Genomic DNA, 18,919 nt, shown 5'->3' on the forward strand with positions numbered 1-18,919 from the left:
CATCGACAAAAACAATTTGAAGGGAGGAAATCTCCCTCATCGTTGTAATTAAGCTTCGATAGACAGCAACAAATAAACTAAAGGATGTGGGGTTCAGCTCCTGCGGATAGTTCATATGTTGCTGTCTATTAATTTATGTGTGGGAAGAAGGACAAAGAATGGAAATCACAATTAAAGCAACGCCAGAAGAAGTAAAAGAATTGCTCCAAGCTATTAGGAGTAGCAAGGAGCAAATTGATATTCAAGCGATTTTGGGTAAAAAAAGTAGTAATGACGGTTAATAAATATTTTCATTGATAAATTTCCAAGATTCTGTATAGAGCCACCCTGAATGATCGTTACCTATCTCAGTTACAAAAATCAAATCATTGTCATCAAGCGCATGTTTTTTTAAACTATCTCTCATTTGTTCTGCAGTCATACTGGTATTAATTAGCCAGAAGGATTCTAATGGCTTAATATGCCAGCAATTCCAGGACTCAATTGTTTCGACAACTTTTTGATACTTTTGGCCGGGAGAGTGTAAATCATATGATAGAACATAGGATTTCATTCGAGTTCACCACCGTTCCTTATTATTTTAGCGGACCACTCGCTAATAATTAAAATTATACACTATGTATGCTTGTTCACAATGGAATAATGTCGCTGTGGCGGAAAGGGTAGACGCTATGGATGAGTCCTATACTGCACTTTGGTGTGGTTGTGTAAGGTTCGATTCCTTGCCAGCGACTTTGGGTTTACGGTGATCCATAACTGCCAGTCAGTAAAACCGAATGACAACCGAGGAGGACGGCGAAAAGGGCGAAATAATACAAATTTTTCGTGTGTAGGTTGTTTGAAAGAGCTATAACTGCATCTCATTGCTGAGATGTAGTTTTTACATATGAGATCACTCGTTGAGTGGTCTTTTTATTTTGTGAAGAGAGGTCATATTGTGAGAGAGGGAAAAACTTTTGGCGAAACGCTAGGTGACCTTACCCAAGCTATGGATAGATTCAAAATAAGGTTTGGTATGATACTTCGCTTAGATAAATTTATGAATTGGTTAATAAAAACTATAAATATAAACTAGCAAGCAAGGAGGTTACATAATGAGAAACTACTGGTACGTTTCACTATCTAATAGATATCCACCACCAAATGAAGATGATCCATTAAGGGTCGTCCAGTCAGTTCAGATCAAAAAGAAATACTCCATTGTAGAAATGACCAGAGAAGCTACACCGAAAGAAATTGATAAGTGCAAACTTGTTTATTGTGGTCATGGTTATTGGAAAGATGATTATATCCAACAAAATATAGGGAGGTATTTATCATGAAGAATTTTAATGAAGCGGTTTTAAAAACTAATGTAAGCAAAGAGCTATCAAAAGCTTATAAGAAGGCATTGGAAATGGAGAATGGACGTAAGTGGGTAGAAAATCCAATGACTATAAATGGAGAAACTACAACTAACGTGAAACCAGTTTGGGGTGGCTGTTATGCGAATGTAGATATCACAGAAAGCCAAGAAGAAGGTAAAGCGGAATTGATCCTCACTTTAGTATCAAGGACTCTGCCGAATTTAAAAGAGGCTGTCAAAAGCTATGAGCGAGATGGATTCGAAGTTATTCAGACTAATTACTAATTTTCAAACCACATGAATTTGGAAATAGTCATTAAGAAAAAGGCTTTTAGAAAGAAGGTGAGATTGCATGACAAAAAATGACAAATACAAACCTACTCCAGCTGAGAAAAAACTATTAGAAGTCTTATTAAATGCTGAAAATGTTGGCAAGTCTGTTCAAGAGTTATGTAATCTCGCTGGTGTAAGTAGAAATAAGTATTATGATGCGATGAAGAAACAAGAATTTGTTGATTTGGTAAATAAGACGACAATGGATCTTATTAAGGGAAAGGCTGCTAATGTCTTGAATGCGGCATATAACTTCGCGCTTACTGAAAAAGGTCACCAAGACAGAAAAATGATTCTTACAATAGCTGGTATCTATGCTGAGAAACAAGAAACTAAGATTACTGGTGATATGAAAGTCAGCAATCCATTTGCTAATCTTTCCGAAGAAGAATTGCGAAAGTTGGCGAGTCGTGATGGATAAAATTGCTTTAGGTGCAAAGATTGAATTAGCGAAACGATTCTTTTTTGATTATTGCCACTTGATTATGCCTGCTTTCTATAAGACGGATAGAGAATATCTAATTTCAGTGTGCGGAGAGTTCCAATCATTCCTCTATGATAATGAACATGATGTCCTGATACTTAATATGCCACCTCGTCACGGTAAATCTTTAACATTAGGGAGGTTTGTTGAATGGGTACTAGGAAATGATCATAGCAAGAAAATTATGACAGGATCATATAACGAAACTCTATCGACAGTATTTTCCAAGAATGTGAGAAACACGATTCAGGAAGTGAAAGCTGATAAAGATATGATAGTGTACTCGGACATATTTGATGCAAATATTAAATATGGCGATGGAGCTATGAACCTTTGGAGTTTAGAAGATGGCTACAATAATTACTTAGCGACATCGCCAACAGGAACCGCTACGGGTTTTGGTGCAGATATCATCATCATTGATGACGTTATCAAGAACGCTGATGAAGCAAATAACACTACAGTTCTAGATAAGCACTGGGAGTGGTTTGTAAATACTATGCTTTCTCGATTAGAGAGTAAAGGCAAAATTATTATCAATATGACTAGATGGCATAGCAATGATTTAGCGGGTAGAGCGTTAAAAGAATTACCATTGAGTGGATATAAGGTTAAACACATCAACTTCCAAGCTTATGATGAGAAGAATGGTAGGATGCTTTGCGAAGAGGTCCTTTCTTTTAAAGATTATCAACGTAAAGTGAAGACAATGGGGGCCGACATCGCTAGCGCCAATTACCAACAGGAGCCTATCGATATTAAAGGCAGATTGTACAGAGAATTCAAAACTTACAGCAATCAATCTAATTATAAAAAGATTTGGCATTATTGCGATACTGCCGATACTGGTAAGGACTACCTTTGTTCGATCGTTTGGGGAGAAACGCTAGATGGCTATCAGGACGTTTTAGACGTCATCTATACTCAACAGCCAATGGAATACACAGAGAGTGCGGTTGCAAATCAGTTGATTAACTTCAAAGTGAATACATCACGTATCGAGCGCAACAATGGCGGTCGGTCTTTTGCTCGTTCTGTAAGAGAGAAAGTAAAAGGGAAATGTGCAACTGCTATATCTGACTTCTTCCAAAGCGCCAATAAAGAAGCGAGAATCTATTCCAACAGTCACTGGATTGAACAATATGTACGAATGCCTAATGACTGGAGAACAAGATTTCCTGATTACTATAAGGCGATGACTACTTATCAGAAAGAAGGAAAGAACAAGCATGATGATGCTCCGGATGCTACAACAGGCATCGCCGAAACAATGAACACGAACACAACAGAAAAAATAGATGTCATGAAGACAATCGACACATTCAAAAAACTAGGATTGTAGAGGTGATATAGTGGAAAAGAATATTCAGCTATTAAGTGGCAAGCGATTTGATGATGAATCGAACCTCATTTATAAAGTGCCGGTTAATCAATTACCGAAAAGAGAGATGCTGAATCAGCGTACTGGCGAAGTTGAACAGGCAATCGACTTTGAACATGAAGACGTTTGGAAGATGATCGTTGAGTTCATCAAACACCATCGAGCCAAGCAAGTGCCAAGGTTGCAGGAATTGAAACGCTATATGTTAGGCGACAACAACATCAATTATCGTCCGAACAAACCAGAAGGCAGATCGGACAATCGTATAGCGAGTGGCTTTGCAGATTTTATCGTCTCATTTAAGTTAGGTGTATTGCTAGGGAATCCATTGAAATACAGTGGGGATCAGGCGATTGCAGAAAAAATCAACACATTTGCTAGTCAATCGAACGAAGACTACCACAATCAATTGGTGGGTCGAGATATGATCGGATTAGGTAGAGCGTATGAGTGGATTGGTCGTGATGAATACGGCAAGGAAACATTAGCTAAGTTTGACGCAGAACAAACATTCGTAGTCTACGACAATACCAAAGATCGCAACTCGTTGTGTGCTGTTCATTACTACAAAGAACAGTTTCTAGATAAGTCATGGACACGAGTTGAACTATATACAAACAGCGGATTCAATTATTATCTAATCGCAGAAAATGATGATTTAGAGCATGCCAAAATTGAAGATGGTGGCAATATAGAGAGTTACTTCGACTCAGTTCAGATTAATGAATGGATCAACAACGAAGAACGTTTGAGCGACTTTGAGCGTGTACTTGATTCTATAGATGCCTATGATCTTTCACGTTCAGAGATGGCCAACTTCCAACAAGATTCATCAGAAGCTTACTTGGTTATTAAAGGAAACTCTGATACTGCTGTTGACCCGAAAGGTAAAAACAGCCAATTAGAAGTACTTCAAGCTATGATGCGAGCGAGAATGCTTGTTTTAGGTGATAAGAAAATCTATGACGGTAATATAGCAGGCGCTGAACCTGATGCATATTATCTAAAGAAAGAGTATGACGTTGCTGGAATGGAAGCTAACGATAGTCGAACAGTTGCGGATATCTTACGCTTCACATCTCTAATTGACTTTACAGACGAGAACATAGGGTCCAACCAGTCAGGCATCGGATTCCGTTTCAAGGGTTGGGGGTCAGACAACGATCGCAAAAATAAAGAGCGCATGGTCAAGAAAGCTATTATGCGCCGTCTACGATTGCTCACTCACTCATGGAGCATCAAAGATGAATTGAATAAACCTCAAGGCTTGATTGACACAGTCAAAGCCTTTTTTGTTTCCGATGAACAGCAACAAGAGCAACTTTACAACAAAGTGAACGAAATCCAAATTCAATTTACACCGAATGTCCCGCAATCAGATGAAGAAATCATGAAAGTTATTGCAGGAATGGTTGGCATCGTATCAGATCAAACGTTGTGCGAAATGGCTGAGCGCTTGACTGGGGTTCCGTTTGAAGAAGAACTGAAGCGATTGAAGGAACAAGCTGGTTCTGGTGTGTTTGATAGTGACAAAGAAACTAATACGGAGGTAGAGGAAGATGAACGAGAAGAAGATGAAGCAGATAATCGAAGCAATTGAAGCTATGGATAAAGGCGACCTAGGAGAAACGGCTGAAAAGCTCCATAACTATTTAGACGGAATATATGGGCTAACCGCAAGAGCATTGCGGGTTTTAATGGATAAGTTGGTTGAAGAAGGATTCTCAGAAGAGCAGGCCTTTCAATTGGCTTTGGTTATGTCTAAATCCTAGGAGGATATTTATGTTAAAAGATAGATTGAATCGGCTTAGTTATTCCGATGGATTTAGGGTTTTTAAACTTTTTAATTTTGCGTTAACCGTCATATTCTATCGCCTTTGTGGAATTGAGTTGGCGCTTATCTATATTTTATCTAACATCTCGGTATGCCTTATTGCGTTAGAAATTCACACGAGACCAAAGGAGGTTTCCAAAGATGAATCTCAAAGAACAGATGATCAATGAGTACCAAAAAAAAGATATTGAAAAGCTTAAAGAGGCTATCGCTGCAACGATGAAAATGGGAAAAACTGAGATGCATTATAGAGCAGATCAAATCAACGATGAGATTCGAAAAGAATTTCAAGAGGGTGGTTTTACTGTTGAAGACTATTCCGATGTACATTCAGAAAAAGCGGAATTAAAGCTAGTTAGATTTGCTTGGTAAGGAGTGATTAAGTGAAATCACAAGATTACTTCATCAAACGTGAGAAAGCTTGGCAACAGCAACAAATTAAAGATGATAAGAAACGCATGAACGAGATCAAGAAGCGCCTGCAATACGCGCAGGATGCGATACAGAAAGAGATAGACGCACAGTGGGACAGTTTTTCTAATGGACAGAAAATCACTCGTAGCGAAGCGATGAAGCGAGCTAACGAAATGGATGTAAAAGCATTTGCTCGAAAGGCTAAGAAGTATGTTAAAGAGAATGACTTCTCACCTACAGCAAACAAGGAATTAAAGCTATACAATCTTACAATGCGTGTTAATCGATTGGAATTGCTAAAAGCGAATATCGGACTTGAGCTGATAGCTACGTTTAACGATATGGACAAGTATTTTTCGGGAGAACTTACCAGTGCTGGATTGAAAGAGTTGCAACGTCAAGCGGGCATCTTAGAAATGACGATCGCTAAAAGTGGTTATGCCAAGCTAGTAGAGCAAGTAATCAATAGTTCGTTTCGAGCGGATGCTTTCGCAACGTTTAGCGAACGGCTTTGGATGTACCAAGCAGAGCTGAAAGCTGATTTGGATAAGTTGCTAGTACGTAGTGTGACTTTAGGACGTAATCCAAAACAGTTGGCACCTGAACTAAAGAGATTCCTTACTGAAAAAGGCAGAGAGAATACTCGTTTCAATACTGAGCGTTTGATGGTCACAGAAACTACTAGGGTTCAGATTGGTATCCAAGAGCGAAGCTATCGTGATGCTGATATTACAAAGTACACATTCATTTCTGAGCCTTCCGCATGCCGTTTATGTTTGCCGTTGAATGGGAAAGTTTTTGATGTTGATAAAATGGAACCAGGAACAAATGCGCCGAATATACATCCATTTTGTAAATGCAGTACGGCACCTTATGTTGATCGTATTGCTTTTGAAAAGATGTTGAAAGAAAGAGGGTTATAAAATGTCTGAACAACTGTTTGTTTGCAATAAGTGTGGCAATTATACACCGCTAGTACAAAAAAGTGACAGATTACCAGACAATGTAGAGCATCATTATGCTGAATGTCAGTCATGTGGGTATCGGTCAACTTTCTTTTATACAAATCCTAAAATCAAAGCTTTGTTGAATAAACAAAAGAACACCCCATTCCTTACGAAGAAGAAAGAACGATTAACCAAGGAAATCAAAAAGCATATGGATGAATTAAGAAATAAAATTGAATTAGAATAAGTATGTGAAAATATTTAAAGCGAAGCCTTAGTCTATTGGGGAAAGGCTTCTTTATTATCGGGGGCTTTGGTAGGTGACAGGCGGCACCTAGGTTCGAATCCTAGCATTCTCGCCCATGTACACCAGAGATAACCGCCTAATTTTTTTTAATATCAGGAAAAAGTATATAATTTTAGATTAATTAAAGCCTGAGTTTGTTAACTAAAGGCTTTTTATTATGCCCTCTACTGCTCGGGGCAATATAAATTGAGCTGTTCCGGCTGACTGGCGTAACTAGTTAAATTATCGGGTAACGGCGTAACCGTGGAGGACTAATCATGAAGGAAAAACGTTTGTTAATGCCAATGAACTTACAATACTTTGCTGGAGAAAAGGGTAATGATGGTAGTGATCAAGGTGCTGATGATTCTGGACAAGGTCAGCACAAAGAAAATATCGACAATGATAATCAAGATGGCAAAAAGGAAGAAACTGGCAAAACATTTTCTCGTGACGATGTAGCAAAAATGATCGCTGCTGAAACAAAGAAGGCAGTCACTGCTGCTGAAGAAAAATGGCGTGCTGAAAAAGACGAAGCTGCAAAACTTGCCGAAATGGACGATAAGGAAAAAGCAGATTACGAGAAGCAACAACTTGAAGCGAAGTTGGCTGAATATGAACGTAAAGAAGTGCTATCCAAGATGTCTGAACAAGCGAGTGAGATGCTGTCTGAGAAAGGCGCTAAGCCTACGAAAGAAATGCTTCGACTGATTGTGTCGGAAGATGCTGAAACTACGTCAAGTAACGTGAAGACGTATTTAGCTTCTGTTGAAGCGGAACGTGAAGCAATCAAAGCGGAATATGAGCGCAAACTAGGTGGTCGAGTACCTTTAGATGGTGGAACCGGCGGATCGGTACAAGGTGAATACGGCAAGCAATTGGCGAAAAAAGCGACAGTGGAAACGCCAAAGCAAACTTATTTTAAAAATTAGGAGGAACTAACAAATGGAAAAACGAGTTTTTGGTTCGAAAAATCAAATTTTAGCTGATGTAAGTAATTATAAGAGCTTATCAGTGGTAGTTGGATCTGCAGGAGTTACAGCAACAAATGGACAAGGAAAAAAATATATTCCAGCTGGTACGCCAGTCGGTGGTGGTAATCCTTTCACCAACGAGCAAGCAGTTGTAACAGTAACTAACACCACAGAAGCAGCTAAAGACACAAAAGGCGTCTTATTGCATGACGCTGTATTCGATACAGGTTCTACGACTGCTAATGGTACATTACTATACTTCGGTACAGTCAACGAATTCCGTTTAGAAGATACTTTAACAATTGTAGATGAAGCAAAAGAAGCGTTAGACGGCAAAGTTTACTTTGTTAAACGCAATAAATAAGGAGGAACCGAAGAATGAAAGTGAAAATCCATAAAGAAACATTAATGAAAATGAATTTACAGTACTTTGCAACGCTTAATATCTTTGACCTAGTGCAAGCACCAAACATTGCTACTTATTGGGCAGAACGAGCGAATGAGCAACAGCCTTATCTTGGTGAAGAGTTGTTCCCTGCTGATAAACAACTAGGTATGAAGTTGTCTTGGTTGAAAGGTAAGACTGGCTCACCTGTTGCTTTGCGCCCATCTGGATTAGATGCTGATGTTATTCCACGTGGACGTGCCGGATTTGAAGAATTGATCCAAAAAATGATTTTCTTCAAAGAGTCTTATTACATTGATGAAGAGTTGCGTCAAGAATTGAATATGATCAACCAAACAAACAACCCTGCATATCGTGATGTAGTTGTGAATCGTGTATTTGATGATATTACAGATTTGTTGCGTGGTGCTGCAGTACGTCGTGAAATCATGCGTATGCAACTATTAACCACTGGAGCAATCACAATCCAAGAAAATGGACAAGATCATGTAATCAAATATGACTTACCTGAAAACCACATGGGGAATGCTGATGTTGCATGGAGTGATGTGGCGAATGCTGACCCAGTAGAAGATATCGATAAAGCTATTTCTGTATTGAAAGAAGAAGGCGTGAATCCAGCTCGTGCCATTATGAATAGCAAGACTTTCCGCTATTTACGTCAAAATGCAGCGATCAAAGCGACTATTTTAGGAAACAATGCCAATGCTCAAGCGGCTAAATTGTCGAAACAAGCTTTGTTGGATTACATTTCAGAAGAGTTTAACCTAGAGATCGTTATTTACGATAAAGTTTACACTGATTCAAATGGTACGAATAAATTTATCCCAGATAATACGTTTGTTTTATTGCCAGCTCAAACATTGGGCAAAACATGGTTTGGTACTACTCCAGAAGAATCTGACTTGATGTCTAGTCCGAATGTAGCAAATGTATCAGTTGTCGATACTGGTGTTGCTGTTACGACTATGAAGAAAGCTGATCCAGTAAATGTTGAGACAAAAGTTTCTATGATCTCGCTTCCTTCTTTTGAGCAAGCAAATGCTGTGTACATTCTTGAAACAATTCCGAAAGGGTAAGGTGATTTAGTATGGCCAAGTATAAAGTAGTTAAAGTTTTCAAAGACGTTCACACGAAAGAAACTTACAAATTGGACCAAGAAGTTGATTTGACGAAAGAACGATTTGAGGAAATCGAGAAGAATCTTGAAGCTTCTGGCGGTGGATTCTTGGTACCGATTGAAACTGATGATAAACAAGAAAAAAAATCAACGAAATCATCTAAAAAGAAAGGTTAGTCACTCGGCTAGCCTTTTTATTTTTGAAAGGAGGCAGTCATGAACGAAACCTTAGAAGAAGTGAAACGGTCGCTCGAAGTTGATAACGAAGAACTGGATAAGCAACTTGCTGACTTTATCAAGCGAATTTCAAGCCAGTTATGTGTGCGTTTGGGCTTCTTAGAAAGCGTTCCTGCAGCTTTAAACTATATCGTAGTTGAATGTACGATCAAGCGATTTAACCGCAAAGGTAACGAGGGGATGAGCTCGTATGGTCAAGAGGGTGAGTCAATCTCCTATGGAAAACTTTTAGATGAGTTTGAAGATGACATATCAGCATACAAAGAGAAGCAAAGGGAGAATAGCGTTCCCCGTAGAGGAGTGGCTAGATTCTTATGAGATATGACACAGAAGTAACTTTCGTTGTCGAAAAAGATGGCTTTTATGATCCTGAATTGGGCGAACATGTCGAACCAACTTTAGTAAAAACAGTCAAACTAGGTAATGTTACCGATTTAGGAACTGACCGATCAAAGACTTTGTTTGGAGATATCAAACAAGGCGCTAAAGTCATTCGCTTGCTTAGACCTTATACAAAAGAATGGGATTACGTTTTAATCTTCAACAAGCTAAGAAGAAAAACGGAGAAGTTCGAGATTATCACTGAGCGTAACCTTCGATTGAAAAATACTTTTATCGTTCAGGAGGTGGTTTTTGGTGGTTAGGAAGAATGTATCACTTAAAGGTGTTAGCGAGCTAACTAAAAAACTAAAGGCTAATACGAATTTAAAAGATGTAAGGCAGGTTGTTAAGCAGAATACAACGGAACTGACACAAGGAGCGCAGCGTAAAGCGCCAGTTGATACCGGTAACTTGAGACGATCGATCAACATGGATTTGAGTGATGGTGGTTTAACAGGGAAGGTGAAGCCAACCGCTGATTATGCACCTTATTTGGAATACGGCACAAGGTTTCAGTCGGCTCAACCATTCATGCGACCAGCTTTCAATAAACAGAAGGCGAAGTTTAAATCAGATATGGATAAGTTGGTGGAGTAGATGAAGACAAGAGAACAATCAATCTTTGATGAAATGTTCAAACGCTCGCTTGCATTGGGTTACCCGACCTATGATTACAAGCCAGCAAGCTCTGCAAGCTATCCTTTTGTTGAATTCGAAGATACTCAAACGCTTCACTCTACTACCAAATCTCATGTCTTGGGAAATGTCGTGATTGTCATTTCTGTATGGGGTTTGCACACAAAGCGAAAACAGGTGTCTGAGATGGCGTCTGCTTTGTTTGAACAAGCGATGCAAGTGAACGCATCTGACGTTTATTCTTGGGCGTTAGACACCAATGCAAGCGACATACAGACAGTAACAGATACAAGCACAAACACACCGCTCAAACGAGCGATTATTGAAATTAATTTTAGATGTATAGGAGGAATTTAAATGGCGCTAAAAAAAGGAATTGATGTTGTCCTTTTGTATCGACTTTTGGATAAGCAATCAGAAGAAGATGCAAAAATTGTAACATATCAAACTGAACATACACTTGGAATGTCTCGAAGTACTGATGCAACGGAAACAAAAGATGGAACTGCGCAAAATATTGGAGCAATCGAATATGCTTTTAGTTCGACTGCTTTATATGAACGAGATAGCAAAACAATCAAGATGCTTTATGACGCTTTTATGCAAAATAAAGAAGTTGAAGTTTGGGCTATTGATAAATTAGATCCTCAAAAAGGGGACACAGGTAAATTCGCAGCTAAATACTTCCAAGTATTTATTTCAAATTATGAAGAATCGGCAGCTGCTGAAGACAATGTTGAAGTAAGTATCGAATACGCTGTTCAAATGGTCCATCAAGATGGATACGCAACACTTACTACTGAACAACAAAATGCAGTGCAATATGCATTTACAGACACAAAAAAACAAACACCAGAAGGCTAGGCACTCTTAATTGAGTGCTTTTATTTTTAGGAGGATGAATAAATGGAATTAACGATTAACGGAAAAGAATACAAGTTTATTTTTGGATTTGGTTTTATCCAAGAAATGAACCGTAGATATTCAGTGGTAGAGCAAGGTATGACAATGAAGCTGGGGCTAGATTCTACTTTAATCAATTTCTTTAATGAGGAAATCGAAACACTGATTGAAATGTTAAAAGTAGCAAACGCAACAGAGTCACCACGAGTAGCTGAAAAAGATTTGATTGCCTTGGTTGGTGAAATGGGCTCAGAAAAATTATTCGATCTAGTTCTTGATGAACTAAAAAAGTCGGAATTTACAAAGAAAAAGACAACAACGTTCGAAAACAAAATCAAAAACAGCAAATAGAAGAAGATTTTTACACAACTGTCCAAATAAATTGTCTACGTTATCTTGGGATTTCTGACTTTCTAGACATCGATCGAATGACAATGACGGAATATGAAACAAGGCTTATTGCCTATCGTCTTAAGAGGTTAGATGAACAAGAGCTTATACATTACCAAGCATGGGCGAATAAGCAAGTCAAAGCTACTAAAAAACGGGGTAAATACGAGGTTCCTTTCTTTGATACCTTTGAAAAATTCTTTAACAAAGAAAAGCTTGAAAACAAAATCTTGGGCAAGGATGAAAAAACACCTAGATTTGTAAACTCCTGAGGAAAGGAGGAAAACTATGGAATCATTTACAGTCGAAGCAATCCTCTCAGCAGTCGATAAAAATTTTACATCTACAATGAAGGACGCAGACAACTCGATGGGCGGTCTTAACGATAACACCAAGAAAACGAATACTTCCATCCTCGACATCGCAAAAGGTGTCGGGGTTTTTAAATTGGTCGATTCGGCAATAGGAGTTGTTACAAACTCATTAGGTGGAGCCATTGATCGTTTCGATACATTGAAACAGTATCCAAACATAATGCGGCAACTGGGATATTCAACTGACGAAGTGGACCAATCCATGACTAAATTAACTGAAGGAATCGACGGTTTGCCAACTACGTTAGACGATATTGTAAAAAATGCACAAAGTTTAACGATGACCACTGGAGATTTAGACAAAGGGACAGAATCGGCAATCGCTTTAAACAATGCGTTCTTGGCCAGTGGTGCAAGTTCTGCAGAAGCAAGCAGAGGTCTAACTCAATACACCCAAATGTTGGCTAAGGGCAAGGTGGACATGCAATCCTGGAACTCTTTAACCGATACTATGGGGCTGTCCTTAGAGCAAGTGGCAAACAGCTTCGGTTTGACAGGTGCGGCTGCAAAAAATGATTTGTACGATGCGTTAAAAGAAGGAACGATAACATTCGATCAGTTCAACGATAAGATGATTGAAATGTATGGCATTGGGACCGAAGGCGCTGAGTTGGCTAAAGCTAACTCTAAAGGTGTTGCGACTTCAATTGAAAACTTAAAAACAGCAGTAAAAAACGGAATCGCTGGTATCTTAGAAGAAATCAACCTGTTGTTAGGTGGAAGCGAGGATTTCAACGCCATTGCCGCTACGATAGACAAAGCAAAACCAGTAATAACTAATGCGTTTATAGCCATTAGGGAAGCCATTCCACCGGTTATAGAAGTTATAAAACAGCTAACCAATATTCTCAAACCCCTTATGCCCTTGATGGTTGCAGTGGGAGCGGGGTTATTAGCGATGAAGGGATACTTTATAGCTCTTCAGGTTATAGCAACAATAACCAAGATGGTTGGAATGCTTAATACAGCTCTTACTATTCTTTCAACAGTTGGACTAAAAACAACTATTGCTATGTTAGCAGGCTTTATGGGACCTGTAGGATGGATAATTGCAGCGATTAGTGCTTTAGTTGCAGCCTTTATTTATCTATGGAGTACTAGTGAAGGATTTAGGGATTTTTGGATCGGCTTGTGGGAGAGTATCAAGGAAATAGTTCGTTTTTCTGTAGAAGGAATTAAAAATATTTGGAATGGCATTTCAGAATGGTTCAAACAAGCTTGGAACGGGACGACTGAATGGTTTAGTGATCTATGGAATAGTATTAAGGATATTTCAGATAAAGCATGGACAACTATACAAAAAGCACCGGAAAACGCCGCAAATTTCGTCCGAGAAAAATGGAGTGAGCTAACTTCCTTTTTCACCGATTTATGGTCAGATATTACTCAATCGGCGTCTGAAGCATGGGAAAACATAAAGCAAAGCACCTTAAATATAGTTGATGGGATGATTTCCAGCATCAATAAACAATGGGATAACTTAAAAAATACAGCATCAAGTATTTGGAAAGCAATAGCTGATCAAATTAAAAGCGCGCTTGATTTTGTATTGAAATATATAGGGCCTTTTGTCTCAAACTTTTCTAAGGTATTTTCTAATATCATCGATGCAGTAAAGTCAATTTTTGCCGAAGTGAAAAATATCATCTTAAATGCTTTTGAAATTATCAAAGCATTGATTGCTGCACCATTGCTTTTCATTATCAACTTAATTACTGGCGACTTTCAGCAAATGAAAGATGACTTAGACATGATATGGGGAACACTGGTCGAATCGGTACAAAATATTTGGTTGTCGATAAAAAATATATTCACCGTATATATCGGGACCATCATAAATAGTGCATTACTATTGTGGGATGGATTCAAACAATCGGTGATTAACATCTGGACTGAGGTTTCTAATCAAGCAAATATTATCTGGAATCAAGTGAAGTCATTCTTCGCTAATTTATGGATAACCATAAAAGACAATGCCGTACAAATGTGGACAGGGCTGAAGCAATCGATTGTTCAAACTTGGGAAGACACTAAAAATAGTGCAATTGAGATCTGGACAAATCTAAAAATATGGTTCTTTGAAACGATTGATACCATCGTCCAAACAATTATTAATAGCTGGACTGGACTAAAACAAGGCACAATTGATTTGTTCAATAATACAGTCCAAGGGGCAAAAGATATCTGGAGTTCCTTTAAAGAGTGGATAAGTAACTTAGTGACGCAGACAAAGGATGGCGTTGTCCAAGGTTGGGAAAATCTAAAACAAGGGACCATCAACATATTTAATCTTATGGTCAATGGTGTCCAAGAAATCTGGGATAGACTTGTAAATGCTGTTAACGATACCGTTGGAAAAGTTACTGGATTGTTTGACACGCTTAAAGAAATAAATCTGTGGGAAGCTGGAAAAGCAATCATGGATAGCTTTCTAGAAGGGCTACAGAATGCTTGGAAAGCAGTTCAAGATTTTGTTGGCGGAATTGGTGATTGGATTCGAGAAAACAAAGGACCGATACAGTATGATAGAAAACTTTTGATTCCGGCGGGTAATGCGATAATGGAAGGTTTAAACAAAGGTCTCACATCGGGATTTGATGAAGTCCAAAGTACTGTTGAAAGTATGGCTAGTATTATTACGGATACTTTTGATAATTCACCGGAGATTGATTTAGCTTCCAACCTGCAAAAAGCCAATAGTAGTATCTCCACTCATGTCGAACATAATGTGAATATGGGTGGTTCAACTAAACCGGCGATATTTAATGTTAATTTAGGTAAACAATCATTCCGTCATTTTGTCGATGATATCGCGCAAGCGATGGGCGAAGGTGCAGAAATTAATTTAGAATTTTAGGAGGGAAATATGGAAAATTGGGAGAATAAGATGTATGGATTTAATGATACAACGATTAACCGAGAAAATCCTAACCGCTTCCTTCCTACCTCTGCAATGATGTATGACGGAATGTACTTAGAAGATCTTGTGGAAGGGTATCAAACACTAAAGGTTGAAGGGAGAGAGATGTTGTCTCTAGAACTTGAGCAACAAGGAATCCAAATCGGCTCAATTATAACGAATCAATCATTACCATCTAGGACAATCTCTGTTACGTATAGGTTAGTAGATAACAACCCAGAAAAGCTGCAATTCAAATTCAAAGATTTATTGAATTTTTTGTTTCGGACAAAGGATGTAGAGATCAGATTTCGAGATGAATGTGATTATTACTACTATGGTCGTTACGCAACGGCAGATAAAGTTGCAGGTGATTCTAATTCCATTATATCTACTTTTACCATCTATTGCGCAGATCCGTTAAAGTACACACGAGAAGTTGTAACGGATGGTTATATTGGAAATACGATGCGATTTCCAATAACGCCAACCAAGATAAAGGTTACTTTAGAAAAGAATAATGCTATAAGAATTACAAATGGGGAACAAACAATTAGTGTGACTAATGCAGCGATAAAACCAGGAGATCAATTAGTATTTGATTTTGCGGATGAAAAACTAATGGTTAACGATGAAGACTGGACATCTGTCATTGATTTAGAATCTGATTTTGAGAATTTTGTTTTGCGACAAGGTCAAAAAGTTGTCTGCAACAATGGAAAACTTAAAGTTTTTTACAGGGGGGCGACAATTTGAGCGAAACAGTCTATTTTTTTGATCATCTACAAAAAATGATTAAAAGAAAAAACAAAAATAAACTAATTGAAGTCACTCAAGAAAAGGAAATAACGAAGGATCAAAGTGAGCTAATGAAAGACGTTCTATATGTAACAGTGGCTTACGATAAAGAAATTGAAGATGCTCGTTTTATGGCGGTTCGTGAAAGCAAATCGTCATTTTCGTTGTATCGAATAATTAAAACAAATGATCCGAAGGAAATGTTGGAATTCACGGGGATTGGGTTTGCTCCTGATGAGCTAGATGGCTATATTATCAGAGATATTAGGCCAAGTGGACAGCCAGTATCCTTGTTGCTAAATCGGTTAATGGAATTTACTGATAATAATTGGCGTGTTGAATATGTAGCCCCCACATTACCAGTAATCACTACCAATTTTTACTACGTTTCTGTGCGAGAGGCTTTGAAAGAACTACAAACATTCGGAATGGAATTTTCTTTTCGTTGTTCTCTAAGCTCACACGGAATTAAAGATAAATGGATTGAAGCGCATAAGCAAATAGGCAAGCATTCGAATATGCGGTTTACTTATGGAAGTAAAGCACTCTCTGTTGTAAAAGAAGTTGACAGAAGCTCAATTGCGACTTCTATTATTGGCAGAGGACGTGGAGAAGAAGTCGGCGATGGTTATGGTCGAAGAATCGAATTTGCGGACATAGAATGGAAAAAATCAAATGGCGCACCTTTAGACAAACCGTTAGGAGAAAATTGGATTGAAGATCCGGAAGCAACAGTAAAATTTGGTATTCCACAGCCTGATGGAACGATGAGGAAACGAGAAACAGTAGTGATTTTCGATGATATTGAAGATCCAACAGAGCTACTACAAAAAACTTATGAGACATTGGAGGATGCTTCTAGACCTTTGGCCCAGTTTAAAGCTGAGGTGACAGGAAGTGATGTCATTGGAAATACAGTGACGATTCATAGACATGATCGTAATTATCACTATCGTACTAGAATCTTCAAAGTGAGAATTAACCGTTTGTCTGGCCAGACTTCAATCGAGTTGGGTGACAATTTAACCAAAGATGCACGCAGACAATCAGCGCAGATTTCGAACAGTATTTCTAATCTGGAATCAAATAAGATGACTTTCTACGAATCAACCGAAATTGGTAAATTTCAAGATGACATCATGCGTGGCGCAGGGAAAAACGGTGGTTCAATCCTTTTGATGAATGGTCAAGAAACTGGCAAATCAGATGGTAGAGAGCCTTATCAGATGGTTTTTATGAATGGTAAAAGTATTGATACATCTGACCATTTTTTAGTCATGAACTCAGATGGGATTGGTTTTATCGAAGGTGATTTCTGGACCGATGAATTCAAAACTGCATGGACGATTGCGGGTGTGTTTAATGCAAACTTTATTCAAGCAGGAAAAATTAGGGCAGATATCTTTGAAACTTCGTTCAACGGTGCTGGTGATCAATTGAGAATGGCTAATGGAATTATCCAAGCCATCAACAATGGCGCAAAAATTATGGAGTTGACGAAAGCTGGTATGCAATTCTGGAATGATTCGAAATCGTTGGGGAGTATAGGTACCCGCGGAGGTCGTTTAGGTGGTATAGCGTATCCTGATACAGGAGATTACTTAAAAGTTTCCCTTGATGATGGGGAAGCTATTCTCCTAATGAATAAGCAACCAAGTTCAACGAAAGGTGCTTCTGGAATTGCTATTGATAAAAACGGACAGATTCAATTTTCGGCCTCTGGTGATCTATGGATACAAGAAGGAATCTTTCACGGTAGAGAAGGAAGATTTGAAAAGCTATATATCGGAGGTAAAGAAGTCATACCAGGTGGTAGTGGTGGCGGGAATGGCGGTAGTTGGAATGGACAGTATCCACCAGAAATTACTTCGGATCGTGATAAACGCTATTGGCAAATTTGGGCGATGGCGATTGGCGCAGGTTTCACACAACAAGCCGCTGCTGCTCTTTTAGGGAACGCTCAGGGAGAATCTGATGCAAACCCTACTGCCGATGAAGGAAATGGTAAACCAGGATTCGGTTATGGCGTATGGCAGTGGACAGATAGTACAGGGGCGAGTAGTGGTCGTGTATATATGATCAATTTAATGACTCAAGCAGGAATCACTGAAAATCCTGATACAATCACTGCGCAATTTCAATTGTTAATGTGGCATGCACCAAACGGTCAATGGATTGCGACCAACGCCTATCCTTATACATGGACACAATTTATGGGCCTCACAGATATCGCAACCGCAACAAGAGCGTTCGAAAAGAACTTTGAACGACCATTAAATGATCACCCCGAAAGAGTCGGTTGGTCAACTAATTGGTACAACCGATTTAAAGATTTATCTATCCCACAATCAGCTGGATATATTACGCCAATTAGCGCACCAGTTCGAGTGACTAGTGAATTTGGTTGGCGTACAAGCCCTATCACCAATGCACAAGAATTCCATAATGGCATCGACTTAGTGAATAACAATCCGAATACACCTATCTTTGCTTCGAGTGAAGGAGAGGTCATTGTTGCGGGGGCAGAATATTTTAGTTGGTACGGTAATTATGTAGTCATCAGACACTCAGATGGTATTTACACGGGTTACGCCCATTTAAGTCGTGTAGACGTTTCTGTGGGGCAAAAGGTTTCGCAAGGACAACAATTAGGATTGATGGGAACAACTGGTCCGTCTACAGGAGAACATCTTCATTTTCAATTTATGGATGAATTTTATCCCTCGTCAAACGCTCGATTCCATAATCCGCGTAATTATATTGATTTTTGAGGAGGA

Annotated in this window: 25 protein-coding genes; 24 read left to right on the top strand and 1 reads right to left on the bottom strand. The window is 38.7% G+C overall.

Features of this window, described 5'->3' with window-relative positions; translation table 11 throughout:
• Positions 1-158 precede the first annotated feature (158 nt).
• Positions 159-281 carry a hypothetical protein gene (locus HZ311_RS15935; protein ID WP_010733974.1) on the top strand — a complete coding sequence of 41 codons (123 nt, stop codon included), beginning with the start codon at positions 159-161 and terminating at the stop codon, positions 279-281.
• On the opposite strand, the gene HZ311_RS08705 is transcribed toward HZ311_RS15935, so the two are convergent.
• A complete protein-coding gene (locus HZ311_RS08705) occupies positions 278-553 on the bottom strand; it encodes a hypothetical protein (RefSeq protein WP_010733975.1) in 276 nt (91 codons plus the stop codon). The genes HZ311_RS15935 and HZ311_RS08705 overlap by 4 nt on opposite strands.
• 541 nt (positions 554-1,094) lie before the next feature.
• Between HZ311_RS08705 and HZ311_RS08710 the strand changes: the two genes are divergently transcribed.
• From HZ311_RS08710 to HZ311_RS08820, 23 genes are all read left to right on the top strand, one after another.
• Positions 1,095-1,322, top strand: a complete 228-nt coding sequence (locus tag HZ311_RS08710; protein ID WP_178946604.1) for a hypothetical protein — start codon at positions 1,095-1,097, stop codon at positions 1,320-1,322.
• Positions 1,319-1,630 (top strand): hypothetical protein, encoded by a 312-nt coding sequence (locus tag HZ311_RS08715; protein WP_178946605.1) that lies wholly within the window; start codon positions 1,319-1,321, stop codon positions 1,628-1,630. Before HZ311_RS08710 ends, HZ311_RS08715 begins: the two co-directional genes overlap by 4 nt.
• Before the next feature lie 67 nt (positions 1,631-1,697).
• Complete coding sequence (locus HZ311_RS08720) at positions 1,698-2,099, top strand: phBC6A51 family helix-turn-helix protein (RefSeq protein WP_086334541.1); 402 nt, start codon at positions 1,698-1,700, stop codon at positions 2,097-2,099.
• Complete coding sequence (gene terL, locus HZ311_RS08725) at positions 2,092-3,504, top strand: phage terminase large subunit (protein WP_178946606.1); 1,413 nt, start codon at positions 2,092-2,094, stop codon at positions 3,502-3,504. Before HZ311_RS08720 ends, terL begins: the two co-directional genes overlap by 8 nt.
• Before the next feature lie 10 nt (positions 3,505-3,514).
• Complete coding sequence (locus HZ311_RS08730) at positions 3,515-5,143, top strand: phage portal protein (protein WP_178946607.1); 1,629 nt, start codon at positions 3,515-3,517, stop codon at positions 5,141-5,143.
• On the top strand, positions 5,103-5,315 hold the full coding sequence (locus HZ311_RS08735; RefSeq protein ID WP_142433183.1) for a hypothetical protein: 213 nt from the start codon (positions 5,103-5,105) through the stop codon (positions 5,313-5,315). The genes HZ311_RS08730 and HZ311_RS08735 overlap by 41 nt, the downstream gene beginning before the upstream one ends.
• A gap of 203 nt (positions 5,316-5,518) precedes the next feature.
• Positions 5,519-5,749 carry a hypothetical protein gene (locus HZ311_RS08740; protein WP_178946608.1) on the top strand — a complete coding sequence of 77 codons (231 nt, stop codon included), beginning with the start codon at positions 5,519-5,521 and terminating at the stop codon, positions 5,747-5,749.
• 11 nt (positions 5,750-5,760) lie between these two features.
• Entirely contained in the window at positions 5,761-6,714 is a 954-nt protein-coding gene (locus HZ311_RS08745; RefSeq protein WP_178946609.1) for a minor capsid protein, read from the top strand.
• A 1-nt stretch (position 6,715) separates the two neighbouring features.
• Positions 6,716-6,985, top strand: a complete 270-nt coding sequence (locus HZ311_RS08750; protein ID WP_137072268.1) for a hypothetical protein — start codon at positions 6,716-6,718, stop codon at positions 6,983-6,985.
• Positions 6,986-7,302: 317 nt separating this feature from the next.
• Entirely contained in the window at positions 7,303-7,956 is a 654-nt protein-coding gene (locus tag HZ311_RS08755) for a DUF4355 domain-containing protein (RefSeq protein WP_034687923.1), read from the top strand.
• A 13-nt stretch (positions 7,957-7,969) separates the two neighbouring features.
• The gene (locus HZ311_RS08760; RefSeq protein WP_178946610.1) at positions 7,970-8,362 is read left to right on the top strand and encodes a hypothetical protein; all 393 of its coding nucleotides are present in this window, start codon (positions 7,970-7,972) and stop codon (positions 8,360-8,362) included.
• A 14-nt stretch (positions 8,363-8,376) separates the two neighbouring features.
• Positions 8,377-9,483, top strand: a complete 1,107-nt coding sequence (locus HZ311_RS08765) for a major capsid protein (protein WP_178946611.1) — start codon at positions 8,377-8,379, stop codon at positions 9,481-9,483.
• 11 nt (positions 9,484-9,494) lie between these two features.
• Complete coding sequence (locus HZ311_RS08770) at positions 9,495-9,701, top strand: hypothetical protein (RefSeq protein WP_100495088.1); 207 nt, start codon at positions 9,495-9,497, stop codon at positions 9,699-9,701.
• Positions 9,702-9,740: 39 nt separating this feature from the next.
• Complete coding sequence (locus HZ311_RS08775; RefSeq protein WP_178946612.1) at positions 9,741-10,079, top strand: phage head-tail connector protein; 339 nt, start codon at positions 9,741-9,743, stop codon at positions 10,077-10,079.
• Positions 10,076-10,405: a hypothetical protein gene (locus HZ311_RS08780; RefSeq protein ID WP_178946613.1), complete on the top strand. Its 330-nt coding sequence runs from the start codon at positions 10,076-10,078 to the stop codon at positions 10,403-10,405. The genes HZ311_RS08775 and HZ311_RS08780 overlap by 4 nt, the downstream gene beginning before the upstream one ends.
• Positions 10,398-10,739, top strand: coding sequence for an HK97-gp10 family putative phage morphogenesis protein (locus HZ311_RS08785; protein WP_178946614.1), 342 nt, complete (start codon positions 10,398-10,400; stop codon positions 10,737-10,739). The genes HZ311_RS08780 and HZ311_RS08785 overlap by 8 nt, the downstream gene beginning before the upstream one ends.
• Positions 10,740-11,135: a phage capsid protein gene (locus HZ311_RS08790; protein WP_178946615.1), complete on the top strand. Its 396-nt coding sequence runs from the start codon at positions 10,740-10,742 to the stop codon at positions 11,133-11,135. It begins immediately after the preceding gene.
• Entirely contained in the window at positions 11,136-11,642 is a 507-nt protein-coding gene (locus tag HZ311_RS08795; protein WP_100495085.1) for a phage major tail protein, TP901-1 family, read from the top strand.
• Positions 11,643-11,684: 42 nt separating this feature from the next.
• Positions 11,685-12,032 carry a tail assembly chaperone gene (locus HZ311_RS08800; RefSeq protein WP_161643234.1) on the top strand — a complete coding sequence of 116 codons (348 nt, stop codon included), beginning with the start codon at positions 11,685-11,687 and terminating at the stop codon, positions 12,030-12,032.
• Positions 12,033-12,109: 77 nt separating this feature from the next.
• Positions 12,110-12,343: a hypothetical protein gene (locus tag HZ311_RS08805; protein ID WP_232092473.1), complete on the top strand. Its 234-nt coding sequence runs from the start codon at positions 12,110-12,112 to the stop codon at positions 12,341-12,343.
• A gap of 16 nt (positions 12,344-12,359) precedes the next feature.
• A complete protein-coding gene (locus HZ311_RS08810) occupies positions 12,360-15,302 on the top strand; it encodes a tape measure protein (RefSeq protein WP_178946616.1) in 2,943 nt (980 codons plus the stop codon).
• 9 nt (positions 15,303-15,311) lie between these two features.
• Positions 15,312-16,100 carry a distal tail protein Dit gene (locus tag HZ311_RS08815; protein ID WP_178946617.1) on the top strand — a complete coding sequence of 263 codons (789 nt, stop codon included), beginning with the start codon at positions 15,312-15,314 and terminating at the stop codon, positions 16,098-16,100.
• Positions 16,097-18,913, top strand: coding sequence for a phage tail spike protein (locus HZ311_RS08820; RefSeq protein ID WP_178946618.1), 2,817 nt, complete (start codon positions 16,097-16,099; stop codon positions 18,911-18,913). Before HZ311_RS08815 ends, HZ311_RS08820 begins: the two co-directional genes overlap by 4 nt.
• Positions 18,914-18,919: the final 6 nt, after the last annotated feature.

This window comes from Enterococcus mundtii, assembly GCF_013394305.1.
GTDB classification, from domain to species: Bacteria; Bacillota; Bacilli; order Lactobacillales; family Enterococcaceae; genus Enterococcus_B; species Enterococcus_B pernyi.